At 65.3% G+C, this 13,552-nt stretch carries 12 protein-coding genes; 11 read left to right on the top strand and 1 reads right to left on the bottom strand.

Features of this window, described 5'->3' with window-relative positions:
- Window position 1 precedes the first annotated feature (1 nt).
- A complete protein-coding gene (locus AC1DZT_RS12045) occupies window positions 2–463 on the bottom strand; it encodes an Lrp/AsnC family transcriptional regulator (RefSeq protein ID WP_478006879.1) in 462 nt (153 codons plus the stop codon).
- 128 nt (window positions 464–591) lie between these two features.
- On the opposite strand from AC1DZT_RS12045, the gene AC1DZT_RS12040 reads away from it, so the two are divergent.
- The 11 genes from AC1DZT_RS12040 (at window position 592) to AC1DZT_RS11990 (ending at window position 13,482) form a co-directional block, all read left to right on the top strand.
- A complete protein-coding gene (locus AC1DZT_RS12040; protein WP_478006878.1) occupies window positions 592–1,770 on the top strand; it encodes a thiolase family protein in 1,179 nt (392 codons plus the stop codon).
- A gap of 1 nt (window position 1,771) precedes the next feature.
- On the top strand, window positions 1,772–2,923 hold the full coding sequence (locus tag AC1DZT_RS12035) for an acyl-CoA dehydrogenase family protein (RefSeq protein WP_478006877.1): 1,152 nt from the start codon (window positions 1,772–1,774) through the stop codon (window positions 2,921–2,923).
- The gene (locus AC1DZT_RS12030; protein ID WP_478006876.1) at window positions 2,920–3,687 is read left to right on the top strand and encodes an SDR family NAD(P)-dependent oxidoreductase; all 768 of its coding nucleotides are present in this window, start codon (window positions 2,920–2,922) and stop codon (window positions 3,685–3,687) included. Before AC1DZT_RS12035 ends, AC1DZT_RS12030 begins: the two co-directional genes overlap by 4 nt.
- Window positions 3,684–4,916: a thiamine pyrophosphate-dependent dehydrogenase E1 component subunit alpha gene (locus tag AC1DZT_RS12025; RefSeq protein WP_478006875.1), complete on the top strand. Its 1,233-nt coding sequence runs from the start codon at window positions 3,684–3,686 to the stop codon at window positions 4,914–4,916. Before AC1DZT_RS12030 ends, AC1DZT_RS12025 begins: the two co-directional genes overlap by 4 nt.
- Window position 4,917: 1 nt before the next feature.
- Window positions 4,918–5,931, top strand: coding sequence for an alpha-ketoacid dehydrogenase subunit beta (locus tag AC1DZT_RS12020; protein ID WP_478006874.1), 1,014 nt, complete (start codon window positions 4,918–4,920; stop codon window positions 5,929–5,931).
- A gap of 1 nt (window position 5,932) precedes the next feature.
- Entirely contained in the window at window positions 5,933–7,228 is a 1,296-nt protein-coding gene (locus AC1DZT_RS12015) for a dihydrolipoamide acetyltransferase family protein (protein WP_478006873.1), read from the top strand.
- Entirely contained in the window at window positions 7,225–8,598 is a 1,374-nt protein-coding gene (gene lpdA / locus AC1DZT_RS12010; RefSeq protein WP_478006872.1) for a dihydrolipoyl dehydrogenase, read from the top strand. Before AC1DZT_RS12015 ends, lpdA begins: the two co-directional genes overlap by 4 nt.
- A 297-nt stretch (window positions 8,599–8,895) precedes the next feature.
- Window positions 8,896–9,657 (top strand): electron transfer flavoprotein subunit beta/FixA family protein, encoded by a 762-nt coding sequence (locus AC1DZT_RS12005; RefSeq protein ID WP_478006871.1) that lies wholly within the window; start codon window positions 8,896–8,898, stop codon window positions 9,655–9,657.
- On the top strand, window positions 9,657–10,583 hold the full coding sequence (locus tag AC1DZT_RS12000; protein ID WP_478006870.1) for an electron transfer flavoprotein subunit alpha/FixB family protein: 927 nt from the start codon (window positions 9,657–9,659) through the stop codon (window positions 10,581–10,583). The genes AC1DZT_RS12005 and AC1DZT_RS12000 overlap by 1 nt, the downstream gene beginning before the upstream one ends.
- Window positions 10,584–10,645: 62 nt before the next feature.
- Entirely contained in the window at window positions 10,646–12,079 is a 1,434-nt protein-coding gene (locus AC1DZT_RS11995; RefSeq protein WP_478006869.1) for an aldehyde dehydrogenase family protein, read from the top strand.
- Window positions 12,080–12,084: 5 nt separating this feature from the next.
- Window positions 12,085–13,482: an FAD-binding oxidoreductase gene (locus AC1DZT_RS11990; protein WP_478006868.1), complete on the top strand. Its 1,398-nt coding sequence runs from the start codon at window positions 12,085–12,087 to the stop codon at window positions 13,480–13,482.
- Window positions 13,483–13,552 lie beyond the last annotated feature (70 nt).

The following is a 13,552-nucleotide window of genomic DNA, read 5'->3' as shown; positions in this document are numbered from 1 at the left end:
TTCAGATCGGCAGCTCGGTCGTGTCCTTGATCACCTCGAGAATGACCGAGCTGTGCATTTCCCTGACCCCGGGCAAGAAGACCAGCTTGCCCTGCAAAAGGCGATGATAATGCTGGATGTCTTCCACGACGATGCGCAGGTAGAAATCGAAATCGCCCAGCACGAGCAGGGCAATCTGGATTTCGGGGATCGTCCTGACGGCCTTCTTGAAGGCCTCCAGCGTTCCGGCCTCATGGCCCTGCAACTTGATGCGGACGATCACGAACGAGCTGAAGCCGAGTTTCTTGGGGTCCAGCATCGTCCGTTTGCCGCAGATGATGCCGTCGCCTTGCAACTGCGCAATCCTGCGCGAGCATGGTGATTGCGAAATGCCCACACGGTCAGCGATCTCAGAGACCGTCAGGCTTCCATCGCTTTGCATCGCCCGCAGAATCCGCAGATCCGTTTCGTCCAAGGTGCGCATGGCTCATCCATAAATTGCTGAATGCTTGGCTGAAATATGCGAACTTTTGGATAGAAGCAAGAGTAATGGCGATAAAACTTGTCAAGAGTAGTCTAATATAACCTGACTGAAGATTTGGGGAGAAGATCATGAGAGACGTTGCGATTCTGGCGGCGCGGCGCACGGCGATCGGCGGGTTTCAGGGGGCCCTTTCGGCCCTCGGTGCCCCTGAGCTTGCAGCAAGGGCGATCAGCGCGGCCGTAGAAGATGCCGGGATTTCCGGCGCGCGGATGGACGAGGCGGCCATCGGCTTGGTGCTGAGCGCGGGCGTCGGTCAGGCCCCGGCGCGGCAGGCGGCCCTGGGGGCGGGGTTGCCGCAATCGGTGCCCTGCACGGCGGTCAGCAAGGTCTGCGGCTCGGGCATGAAAGCCATCATCGACGAGGCGGCCCGCATCCGGGCCGGTGAGGTGCAACTTGCCATCGCGGGCGGCATGGAGAGCATGTCCAACGCCCCGCATTTCATTCCCAGCTCGCGCCGGGGACAGCGGCTCGGGCATGGGCAGCTCGTGGATCACATGTTTTTCGATGGTCTGGAAGACGCCTATGACAAGGGAACTTCCATGGGTCAGTTCGCGGAAAACTGCGCGGACAAATATGCCTTCAGCCGCGAGGCGCAGGATGCCTATGCCATCCGCTCGCTCACCCGCGCACTGGAGGCGCAGAAACGGGGGGCATTCGGCCGGGAAATCACCCCGGTGACCGTTCAGACGCGCAACGCGGCCGTGATCGTCGCAGAGGACGAACAGCCCTCTGCTGCGCGTCCTGACAAGATCCCGACCCTCCGGCCGGCCTTTCGGGCGGGTGGAACGATCACTGCGGCCAGCTCTTCCTCGATTTCCGACGGGGCGGCTGCGCTAGTGCTGGCCTCGGGCGCCGTGGTCGCGGCGGAGGGGCTGTCGCCCCGCGCCTGGATCGTCGGGTCTGCCAGTCACGCGCAGGAACCTGGCTGGTTCACCACGGCTCCTGTCGCCGCTACTCGCAAGCTTCTGGACAAGCTCGGCTGGCAGGCGTCTGAGGTCGACCTTTGGGAGGTGAACGAAGCCTTCGCCGTGGTCGCGATGGCCTTCATCCAGGATCTGGGCCTGTCCGACGACCGCGTGAACGTCAACGGCGGCGCCTGTGCACTGGGCCATCCGATCGGCGCCTCTGGCGCGCGGATCGTGGTTACCCTCTTGCACGCCATGGAAGAGCGCGGCCTGAAACGCGGCATCGCCTCGATCTGTATCGGGGGCGGCGAGGCGCTTTCCATAGCAATCGAGAGGGAATGACATGGGGCTGATTCTGACTGATGAACAGGCGATGATCCGGCAAACGGCCCGCGATTTTGCCCAGGCTCGTCTTGCCCCGGGCGCCGCAGCGCGCGAGGCAGCGGGCCGGATCGAGGCTCCAGTCATCACGGAAATGGGGGCCTTGGGTTTTCTCGGCATGACCGTGCCCGAGGCGCAGGATGGCATCGGCGCGGATTACGTTTCCTATGCGCTGGCCCTGATGGAAATCGCGGCTGGCGATGGCGCTGTATCCACGATGATGTCAGTTCACAATGCGCCGTTCTGCGCCATTCTCAGCCGTTTTGCCTCGACCGAGCAGCAAAAGCGTTGGCTGACCCCGGCTGCGGCCGGGACCTTTATCGGCGCCTTCGCGCTGACTGAACCTCATGCCGGCAGCGACGCAGGCGCCATCAGCACGACGGCCGTCCGCGTGCCGGGGGGCTATGTCCTGAACGGCACCAAGCAGTTCATCACTTCGGCGCGTATTGCCGGCGGCGTGGTGGCCTTCGCCGTCACCGACCCTGCGGCGGGCAAGAAGGGCATCAGCGCCTTCTACCTTGAACCGGACATGCCGGGGTTCTCGGTTTCTGAACCGGAGCGGAAGATGGGCCAGAAGGCCTCGGACACCTGCTCGATTCACCTGGAAGGGCTGACGGTGGCGGAAAGTCACAGGATCGGCGAAGAGGGGCAGGGCCTGTCGATTGCGCTGTCCGCGCTGGAGGTGGGTCGTATCGGCATTGCCGCGCAATCGGTCGGCATGGCGCAGGCGGCACTGGCGGTCGCTGTGGCATATGCGCAGGAGCGCGTGACCTTCGGAAAACCGATTGCGCAGCATCAGGCGGTTGCGTTCCGCTTGGCCGATATGGATGTCGGAATCGAGGCGGGGCGGCAATTGGTGTTGAACGCGGCGCGGCTGAAGGATGCCGGGCGCCCCTGCCTGCGCGAGGCCTCGATCGCCAAACTCTTCGCCACCCAGATGGCTGAGCGGGTTGTTTCAGACGCGATCCAGACCCTCGGCGGATATGGCTATCTGGCGGACTTCCCGCTGGAGCGGATCTATCGCGACGTTCGGGTGTGCCAGATTTACGAAGGCACCTCCGACGTGCAGCGCATCAATATTTCCCGTGAACTCTTGAAGGGGCACAGCGCATGAAACTTTCCTCTGACATTGCCGCCGTCGTGACGGGCGGGGCCTCCGGCCTCGGCCTGGCCGTGACTGAGGCGCTGGCCGCAAGGGGCGTCCGCGTCGGCATACTCGACATGAATGAAGCGCAAGGCACCTCGGCCGCGGCAGCATTTGGCGGCACTTTCGCGCGTTGCGATGTCTCTGATCCAACCTCGGTCGCGGCGGCATTGGCGGTGCTGCGCGCGGCGCAGGGCCAGGAGCGGATTTGTGTGAATTGCGCGGGCATCGCGCCCGTCGAACGCACGGTCTCCAAGGCCGGCGCGCATGACCCGGCGCTGTTTGCGAAGGTCTGCGCGATCAACCTGATGGGCACCTTCAATGTGGCGACGCAATCTGCGGCGGGCATGGTCGCCGCCGACGCCCTCGGTGAAGATCAAGAGCGTGGCGTCATCGTCAACACCGCATCCATCGCGGCCTATGACGGGCAGATCGGCCAATTGGCCTATGCCACGTCGAAGGCCGGCGTCGCAGGCATGACCTTGCCGATGGCCCGCGACCTCGCCCGTTCGGGCATTCGGGTGCTGGCCGTTGCGCCGGGTGTTTTTGCAACCGCCATGGTCAGCGCCTTTCCGCAGGAGGTGCAGAACGCATTGGCGCAGCACGCGCAATTTCCGCCCCGTCTTGGCAAGCCCGAGGAATTTGCCGCTCTGGTGCTTCATATGGCCGAAAACACCATGCTGAACGGCGAGGTGATCCGGTTGGACGCCGCAACGCGGATGCCCGCGAAATGACCGGCGTGAAACTCAGCTATCCGCACCCGCCTGCCCGCCCGGATCAGTCGCCGGATTTTTCCGCCATTGTGGTGCCGCCCGCAGGCAGCCTGCCGGTGCCGCCCGCCGATCTCACCGCAGCGCAGTCCCGTGATTTTGCGGTTGGCATGATCCGGGTGCTGGACGAACAGAACCGGGCTGTCGGACCCTGGGCCGATTATCTGGGGTCCGTTCCCGCCGAGACCCTGCGGCAGGGTCTGCGCGACATGCTGAAGATGCGCGCCGTGGACCGCCGGATGCAGAACGCGCAGCGCCAGGGCAAGACCTCGTTCTACCTGCAATGCACCGGGGAAGAGGCGATCGGCTGCGGCTTCCAGCGCCAGTTGGACGCAGGCGACATGAACTTTCCGACCTACCGGCAGCAATCCCTCCTGATCGCGGCGGATTATCCGCTGGAGATGCTGATGGGGCAGCTTTATTCGAACGATCTTGATCCGCTGCAGGGACGCCAGCTGCCCATCATGCATTCGGCGCGCGACCATGGATTTTTCTCGATCTCGGGCAACCTTGGCACGCAATTCGTGCAGGCCGTCGGTTGGGCGATGGCCTGCGCCCTGAGCCGCAACGACAAGATCGCCGCGGGCTGGATCGGCGACGGCGCGACCGCGTCAAACGATTTCCACAGCGCGCTCTTGTCGGCTTCGGTCTATCAGCCGCCGGTCGTTCTGAACGTCGTCAACAACCAATGGGCGATCTCGACCTACACCGGCGTTGCTGCCGGCAAGAGCGAGACCTATGCCGCCCGGGCGCTTGGCTATGGCATTCCGGCGCTGCGGGTCGATGGCAACGACTATCTGGCCGTCATCGCCGTGTCGCGTTGGGCTGTTGAGCGGGCGCGCAAGGGCTTCGGCCCGGTGCTGATCGAATGGTTCACCTATCGCGCGGCGGCCCATTCAACCTCGGACGACCCGAGTGCCTATCGCCCGAAGGACGAGGCCAGGGCCTGGCCTCTGGGCGACCCGGTGGCGCGGCTGAAGGCGCATCTGATCGAACGGCAGGAATGGTCCGAGGAACGCCATGTGCAGGCCGAGGCCGAAATCCTGGACGAGGTGACCGAGGTGCAGAAACGGGTTGAGGCGCATGGCACTTTCGTGAACCCGCAACCGACCTCGCCCGCGGAAATCTTCCGCGGCGTTTATGCGGAGATGCCGGAGCATCTCCGGCGGCAGCGGCAGGAAATGGGGTATTGAAATGGCGCGGATGACAATGATCGAAGCGCTGCGCAGCGCGATGGATGTCAAGCTGGCGCAGGACCCCGCCGTCGTCGTCTTCGGCGAGGACATCGGCTATTTTGGCGGCGTCTTCCGCTGCACGGCAGGCCTTCAGGCCAAATTCGGCGAAGAGCGGGTCTTTGATACGCCGATCAACGAAAGCGCGATCGTGGGGCTGGCGGTTGGCATGGCGGCGCAGGGGATGCGCCCCTGTGTGGAGATCCAGTTCGCCGACTACGTCTATCCCGCCTATGACCAGATCACCCAGGAGGCGGCACGCCTGCGCCACCGCTCCAACGGGCAGTTCAGTTGCCCGATGGTGGTGCGGATGCCCACCGGCGGCGGAATCTTCGGCGGACAGACCCACAGCCAAAGTCCCGAAGCCCTGTTCACCCATGTTGCGGGCCTGAAAGTGGTGATCCCTTCGACGCCTTACGACGCCAAGGGCCTGTTGATCGCCGCGATCGAAGACCCGGATCCGGTGATTTTTCTCGAACCCAAACGCCTCTACAACGGCCCGTTCTACGGGGACCATGCCGGCAAATCCGTGCCCTGGTCGTCGCATCCGGCGGGCGAGGTGCCCGAGGGGCATTACACGCTGCCACTCGGCAAGGCCGAGATACGCCGCGCCGGGGCTGCGGTGACCGTGGTGGCCTATGGCACGATGGTCTATGTCGCCGAAGCCGCCGTGCAGGCTTCGGGTATCGATGCCGAGATTGTGGATCTGCGCACGCTGTTGCCGCTGGATCTGGAGACGATCCGCACATCGGTTGCAAAGACCGGGCGCTGTGTCGTCGTGCATGAAGCGACGCGGACCAGCGGTTTTGGCGCCGAACTGGTCGCGGAAGTGCAGGAGGCTTGTTTCTGGCACCTGCGCGCACCGCTTCTGCGTGTTGCGGGCTGGGACGCGCCCTATCCCCATGCCCAGGAATGGGATTACTTCCCCGGCCCCGACCGGATCGCGCGGGCGCTTCACAAGGTCATGGAGGACTGACATGGGTATCAGCACGATCAAGGTTCCGGATGTCGGCGAAGGTGTGGCCGAGGTTGAACTGGTGGAATGGCATGTGAAGCCGGGCGATCAGGTGCGCGAGGATGACGTTCTGGCCGCCGTGATGACCGACAAGGCGACGGTGGAGATCCCGAGCCTTTACACCGGCACCGTGGTTTCTCTGGGGGCAGAGATCGGCGGCACGATCCTCGTTGGCGCGGTCCTGGTCAGCATCGAACATGAAGGTGCGGGCAAAGACGAGGCCGCCGATCCGCCCCGGACCGGGGCCGCTCCGCTGGAAGCCCGGCCCGAACCCGATGTGGCGCAATCCCCTGCCGAGACAGGCAAGGCCGAACCTCGGGCGGCGGCGCCACAACGCGCCGCCGTCTCTGGCCAGCCCGCACGCGCCCCCCGCCCGGAGGGGGAGGCGCCGCTTGCCTCTCCCGCGGTGCGGGACCGGGCGCGCAAGGCCGGCATTGACCTGCGTCAGGTGGCCGGCAGTGGTCCGGCCGGGCGGATCACCGATGCCGATCTCGATGCGGTCTTTGCCGCCGGGACCGGCGCGCCCGCGCCGCGCAGCGCCAGTATCCGCCGCGAGGGCAGCGAAGAGATCCGCGTCATCGGCCTGCGCCGCAAGATCGCCGATCGGATGTCGCTGGCCAATACGCGGATACCGCATATCACCGTGGTCGAGGAAATCGACGTCACCGCGCTGGAGGATCTGCGCGCCGCGATGAACGCCGACCGGGGGACGAAACCGAAACTGACCATGTTGCCCTTCATCACCGCGGCGCTGTGCCGTGCCCTGGTCGATCACCCCGAGATGAACGCCCATTTCGACGATGACGCCGGCATCATCCGGCGGCACGCGCCAGTGCATATCGGCATTGCCACCATGACCGACAACGGGCTGGTGGTTCCGGTGCTGCGTCATGCCGAAGCGCTCGGCCCCTTCGCGACGGCCGCCGAGATCGCCCGCCTTGCCGAGGCCGCGCGCGTCAACAAGGCTACTCGTGAAGAGCTGACCGGGTCCACCATCACCATCACCTCACTCGGCCCGCTTGGCGCCATCGCAACCACCCCGATCATCAACCACCCCGAGGTGGCGATCCTTGGCGTCAACAAGATGGCGATACGCCCGATGTGGGATGGCGGCCAGTTTGTCCCGCGCAAGATGATGAACATCTCGGCCAGCTTCGACCACCGGGTGATCGATGGCTGGGATGCGGCGACCTTTGTCGCGCTGATCAAGAAACTGCTGGAAAACCCGGCACTGATTTTCATGGAGGCCGGAGCGTGAAACGGGAAAGCTGCAAAGTCCTGATCCTCGGGGCGGGTCCGGGCGGTTATGTCGCCGCCATAAGGGCGGGTCAGATGGGGCTGGATACCATCGTGGTGGAGGCCGGGGCCCCCGGCGGCACCTGTCTCAACGTCGGCTGCATTCCCTCCAAGGCGCTGATCCATGCCGCAGAGGAATTCGCCATCGCACGCCATCTGGCCGGCGGGAATGCCCTTGGGATCCGCACCGCGGCGCCGCAGATCGATCTGGCACAGACGATTGCCTGGAAAGACGGCATCGTCAAACGCCTGACCGGCGGGGTTGCGGGGCTGATGAAGAAGGCCCGGGTCCGGGTGATCCATGGTCATGGGCGCATTCTCGACGGCAAGACGGTCGAGGTGGAGACCGCCGAAGGGCCGGTGCAGGTTCGCACCGAAGCCCTGGTGATCGCCACCGGGTCGCGGCCCCAGAATATCGGCGCGCTTCCCTTTGGCGGCGCCATCCTGTCGTCGACCGAGATCCTGTCGCTGACGGAAGTGCCCCGGCGCCTCGCCGTGGTCGGCGGCGGCTATATCGGGCTGGAGATCGGCACCGCCATGGCCAAGCTGGGGGCAGAGGTCACCGTGGTCGAGGCCGCACCGCAGATCCTGCCGCAATATGATGCCGATCTGACGAAGCCCGTGGCGCGGCGGCTCGCGGCCCTGGGGGTGACGGTTCTGACCCATGCGAAGGCCAGCGGCTTTGCCGATGGCTTGGTGACGGTCGAGACCGCCGAGGGCAGCCGCACGCTTCCGGCGGACAAGGTTCTGGTCACCGTCGGGCGGGCGCCCGTCACCGATGACTTCGGGCTTGAAGGGCTGGGGCTGACCATGCAGGGTCGTTTCATCGCGGTCGACGACCGTTGCCAGACCTCGATGCGGGGGGTTTACGCCATCGGCGATGTGACCGGCGATCCGATGCTGGCGCATCGCGCCATGGCGCAGGGCACGCTCGTGGCAGAAGTCATCGCCGGTCATGCCCTGTCATGGGACAAGCGGGCTATTCCCGCCGTGTGCTTCACCGATCCGGAGATCGTGACCGTCGGGAGCTTGCCCAAGGTCCGGCCGGAGGCTGCTGTGGCGGTGTTTCCCTTCGTGGGCAACGGCCGGTCGATGACGCTTGAGCGCGACGACGGCTTCGTGCGGATCGTGCATGACCGCGACTCTGGCCTGATCCATGGCATACAGGCCGTTGGAGCGGGCGTGGCTGAAATGGCGGGGCAGTTCTCGCTGGCGCTGGAGATGGCGGCGACGCTGACAGATATTGCCGACACCATCCACGCGCATCCCACGCTCGGCGAGACCATTCAGGAGGCCGCCATGAAGGGGCTGGGGCGCGCCCTGCATCTTTGACATCAGCCCGGGGTGAGGCGCTCTTTGCCAGTTGCTGAGGCCCGATTCCGGGCCATGGGGCGATGACGGGCGGACCCCTCGCCACTCCGGTTGAGACCGGCACTCGGTCAGACCGACTTCGCCCCGATGGGGGCCCGGTTCGCGATGGCACGGGGCGGGGCCGTCGCCCCGTGCAGAAGGGCGGCCTGGAGCGAGACCGTAAAGCAAAACTTGGCAATTCCCGGCTTTTCTTGGCATCTCGCGGACAAGTCTGCCGGTATTGTCATGCCAAGAGCAATCAATCGGGGGGCGGATCCCATGAAGGTCCTGGTGCCTGTCAAACGGGTGATCGACTACAACGTGAAGGTCCGTGTCAGGGCGGATGGCTCGGGTGTCGATCTGGCTAACGTGAAGATGTCGATGAACCCCTTCGACGAGATTGCCGTCGAAGCGGCCATTCGGCTGAAAGAGAATGGCACTGCGACGGAGATCGTCGTGGTTTCCATCGGCGTCAGGCAGTGCCAGGAGACGTTGCGGACAGCCCTGGCCATGGGTGCGGACCGGGCCATCCTGATCGAAGCCGCCACAGATGTTCATGCCGATCTCGAGCCGCTCGCCGTCGCCAAGTTGCTGGCGGCCCTGGTTCGCGAAGAAGCGCCCGGGTTGGTTCTGTGCGGCAAGCAGGCGATCGACAATGACATGAATGCGACCGGCCAGATGCTGGCCGCATTGCTGGGCTGGGCGCAGGGCACCTTCATTTCGCAGCTGTCGATTTCCGACGGGAAGGCCGTCGTGACGCGCGAAGTGGACGGCGGGTTGCAGACGATCGCGCTGGCGCTCCCGGCGGTCCTCACCGTCGATTTGCGGCTGAACGAGCCGCGCTATGCCTCCCTGCCCAATATCATGAAGGCCAAGGCGAAACCCCTGACCACCAGGACCCCTGCAGAGCTTGGCGTGGAGGTTTCGCCCCGGTTGACCGTCCTCAAGACGGTCGAGCCTGCGGGCCGCAAGGCCGGGATCAAGGTCGGCTCCGTCGATGAGCTGATCGCCAAACTCAAAGAAGAAGCCGGGGTGATCTGATGTCCGTTCTGTTGATTGCGGATCTGAATGACGGCGCGCTTGCCGCCGATCAGGTGGCAAAGGCTTTGACGGCCGTGGCCGCGCTGGGTGACGTGCATGTTCTGGTCGCCGGGCACGGGGTCGCGACTGCGGCAACAGAAGCGGCAGGCCTGTTTGGGGTCACCAGGGTGCTTCTGGCCGACAATCCGGCCTATGCGCACGCAATGGCGGAGCCCGTGGCCGCCCTGGTCGCCGCTCTGGCCTCTGGTTACAGCCATATCTGCGGGGCCTCGACGGCCGCCAACAAGAACATCCTGCCGCGGGTGGCGGCGCTTCTGGATGTCATGGTCCTGTCGGATGTCACGGCGGTGATCGCCGCCGATATCTTTGAACGCCCCATCTATGCGGGCAATGCCATCCAGACCGTTCAAACCTGCGACGTCACAAAGGTCTTCACGGTCCGCACCGCGAGTTTTGCCGCTGCGGGCCGCGGCTCGCCCAGCCCGGTGGACCCGGTGCAGGGTCCGGTCGATGCCGGTTTGTCTGCCTGGGTCGAAGACCGGGTCGCGGCCAGCGACCGGCCGGATCTGACCAGCGCTAAAGTGGTGGTTTCCGGTGGGCGCGGCCTCGGATCCCGGGAGAATTTCGCCCTGATCGAGCACCTGGCCGACAAGCTTGGGGCCGCCGTTGGGGCGTCGCGCGCCGCGGTAGACAGCGGCTTTGCCCCGAATGACTGGCAGGTCGGTCAGACGGGCAAAGTGGTGGCGCCGGAGCTTTACATCGCCATCGGCATCTCGGGCGCCATCCAACATCTGGCGGGGATGAAGGACAGCAAGGTCATCGTGGCGATCAACAAGGACGAAGAGGCGCCGATCTTTCAGATCGCCGACTACGGTCTGGTCGCAGATCTTTTCACCGCCGTCCCCGAGCTTGCAGCAAAGACCTGATCCGCGCCGATCAGGCCCCCGAGCGAAACCGGCGCGTGCCGCCCCGAGACGAAAGTTGCGACATGTCAGAGATGCTGAAGAACTTTATCGGTGGTCAGTGGGTCCCCGCGACGGGCACGGCCGAGAACCGCAATCCGGCCAACCCTGACGATCTGATCGGTGTCTATGCCCGCGGCGGAGACGGCGATGTTCAGGCGGCGGTTGCTGCGGCCACGGCGGCGGCTCCGGCCTGGGCGTCAGGCTCGCCGCAGTTGCGCGCGGATGTGCTGCGCCGGGCCGGCGACCTTCTTCTGGCCAGCAATGACGAACTTGGGCGCGTTCTGGCGCGCGAGGAGGGCAAGACCCTCGTCGAGGCGAAGGGAGAGGCGCTGCGGGCGGCGCAATTGTTTCACTTCTACGCCGGCGAGGCCCTGCGCGCGCCGGGCGAAAAGCTGAACTCGATCCGCGACGGGGTCGAGGTGGACGTGATGCGCGAACCCCTCGGTGTCGTGGGTCTGATCACGCCGTGGAATTTCCCGATCGCAATACCGGCGTGGAAGGCGGCGCCTGCGCTGGCAGCCGGCAATGCCGTGGTGATGAAACCTGCCGATCTGACGCCGGCCTGCGCCCATATCCTGGCCCAGGTTCTGGAGGCAGCGGGCTGTCCGGCGGGGGTGTTCAACCTGGTGATGGGGCGCGGATCGGAAATCGGGGCTGCGCTGGTGAACCACCCGGATGTCGCGGCAATTTCCTTTACAGGGTCAGAGCGTGTCGGGCGCGGCATCGCGGCGGGTTGTGCCGCCGGGATGAAGAAGGTCCAGCTGGAAATGGGCGGCAAGAACCCGATGGTGGTCATGGCGGATGCCGATCTCGACCTGGCGGTGAACGCCTGTCTGAATGGCGCGTTCTATTCGACCGGGCAGCGCTGCACCGCATCATCGCGGCTGATCGTCGAAGCGGCGATCCATGATGAATTCGTGGACCGGCTGAGCGTTGCGATGGGCGCGCTGCGCCTCGGCGACCCGCTGGATGCAGGCACCCAGATCGGCCCGGTCGTTTCCGAAGGCCAGCTTGCGGGCAACCTCGACTATGTCCGCCTTGCCGCGAGCGAAGGATGCGAGGTGATCGGCGGCCAGCGACTGAACCGGCCCGGCAGTTTTCAGGCGCCCGCGCTGTTTCTTGGCGCAACCAACCAGATGCGGGTCAGCCGGGAGGAGATTTTCGGCCCCTGTGCCAGCGTCATTAAGGTCGCGAGCTTCGATGAGGCGTTGGCGGTTGCCAATGACACGCCCTTCGGCCTGTCTTCGGGTATCTGCACCCGGTCCTTGAAACACGCGACGGCGTTCCGCCGGGGGTCCAAGGCGGGCATGGTGATGGTGAACCTGCCCACGGCCGGGGTGGATTATCATGTGCCCTTCGGCGGGCGGGGCGCGTCCAGTCTGGGCGGGCGCGAACAGGGACGGATGGCGATGGATTTCTATACCTCTGTCAAGACCGCCTATGTCTTTGCGGGATGACCCAGATGCTGGATGCAACGCTGCGCCGGATCCTTGGCACGAAAGGCTGGATAACTTCGGCTGACGCCCGGCCCTGGTCGCGCGACTGGCTCGACCGCTATGGCGAACCGCCGCTGGGCGTGGCCAGGCCAGCCTCGACGGAAGAAGTGTCGCGCGTGATCGCGGCCTGCCTTGCGGCAAAGGTGGCCGTTGTGCCGCAGGGTGGCAATACCGGTCTTTGCGGCGCGGCGGTGGCCGGGCAGGCGGGTGCGGTGATCTTGTCGCTGTCGCGGATGGCGGCGATGGAGCCCCCCGACGTGACCGGCGGGACGATCACGGTTCAGGCCGGGGCGGTGCTGTCATCGCTTCATGCCGCACTTGACGGCTCCGGACTGATGTTCCCGCTGCATCTGGGGGCCGAAGGCAGCGCGCAGATCGGCGGTTTGATCGGCACCAATGCCGGCGGCAGCCACGCCTTCCGCTTCGGCATGATGGCGGATCTTGTGCTGGGGCTGGAGGTGGTGCTGCCTGACGGCACCATCTGGAACGGTTTGCGTTCGGTGCAGAAGGACAATGCCGGATATGCCCTTCGCAAGCTCTTTTGCGGGGCGGAAGGCACGCTTGGCGTCGTCACGCGTGCCGTCCTGCGCCTGTCGCCGCAGCCGGACCATCGGCAAACCGCGCTTCTGGCGCTGCCCGATGCCGGGGCGCTGGTGGCTTTTGGCAGCCGCCTGCGGGCCGATGCGGGCGAGTTTCTGACCGGTCTGGAGTTCTTTCCCGACCTCGGCCTGTCGCTGGCCCTGCACCATGTGCCCGGGCTGGTCTATCCGCTGGAAAGCCGGGCGGCCTGGTACCTTCTGGTCGAAGTGGCCAGTACCTCGGCCCGCGTGCCGCTTGATGACATTCTGCAGGACGTTCTGGAATGGGGCATGGCGGAGGGCCTGGTCACCGACGGCGCCCTTGCCGCCTCCGAGGCGCAGCGCGCCGCCTTCTGGCGTCTGCGCGAAGAGCAGCCCGAAGGGCAGCGGCTGGAAGGCCCGCAATTGAAGCACGACATTTCGGTCCCGCCCGGGCACATTGCCACATTCCTGGCCGAGGGGGCGAGGATCTGCGAGGCGCTGTTGCCGGGAACGCGGATCAACCCTTTCGGCCATCTGGCGGACGGAAACATCCACTACAACCTGTCTCCGCCAAGCGGGCAGGCCGATTTTGCCGGACTCTCCCCTGATTTCGCCATGGCGCTTTCCCGGCTGGCCGATGGCATGGGCGGCAGCTTTGCGGCGGAACACGGGCTTGGGCGCGCCAAGATCGCACTGGCGGATGCCCTGCGCGATCCAGTGGAACGGGGTCTGATGGCGCGGATCAAACGGGCCGTCGATGGCGATGGCATCATGAACCCCGGCGTGATCATTGCCGGTGATTGACAAGAATTACTTGTCTATTTCCCGCAATTCTTGATTTCGGCACGGGTCGAAAGTGGTCAGGATGACCTGA

This window comes from Rhodobacter sp. P1_C2, assembly GCF_056406375.1.
This window is presented reverse-complemented; position numbering and strand designations above follow the sequence as displayed.

Coding starts and splice junctions, on each gene's coding strand:
- AC1DZT_RS12045 (WP_478006879.1), bottom strand. CDS start 463: ATGCGCACCTTGGACGAAACGGATCTGCGGATTCTGCGGGCGATGCAA.
- AC1DZT_RS12040 (WP_478006878.1), top strand. CDS start 592: ATGAGAGACGTTGCGATTCTGGCGGCGCGGCGCACGGCGATCGGCGGG.
- AC1DZT_RS12035 (WP_478006877.1), top strand. CDS start 1,772: ATGGGGCTGATTCTGACTGATGAACAGGCGATGATCCGGCAAACGGCC.
- AC1DZT_RS12030 (WP_478006876.1), top strand. CDS start 2,920: ATGAAACTTTCCTCTGACATTGCCGCCGTCGTGACGGGCGGGGCCTCC.
- AC1DZT_RS12025 (WP_478006875.1), top strand. CDS start 3,684: ATGACCGGCGTGAAACTCAGCTATCCGCACCCGCCTGCCCGCCCGGAT.
- AC1DZT_RS12020 (WP_478006874.1), top strand. CDS start 4,918: ATGGCGCGGATGACAATGATCGAAGCGCTGCGCAGCGCGATGGATGTC.
- AC1DZT_RS12015 (WP_478006873.1), top strand. CDS start 5,933: ATGGGTATCAGCACGATCAAGGTTCCGGATGTCGGCGAAGGTGTGGCC.
- AC1DZT_RS12005 (WP_478006871.1), top strand. CDS start 8,896: ATGAAGGTCCTGGTGCCTGTCAAACGGGTGATCGACTACAACGTGAAG.
- AC1DZT_RS12000 (WP_478006870.1), top strand. CDS start 9,657: ATGTCCGTTCTGTTGATTGCGGATCTGAATGACGGCGCGCTTGCCGCC.
- AC1DZT_RS11995 (WP_478006869.1), top strand. CDS start 10,646: ATGTCAGAGATGCTGAAGAACTTTATCGGTGGTCAGTGGGTCCCCGCG.
- AC1DZT_RS11990 (WP_478006868.1), top strand. CDS start 12,085: ATGCTGGATGCAACGCTGCGCCGGATCCTTGGCACGAAAGGCTGGATA.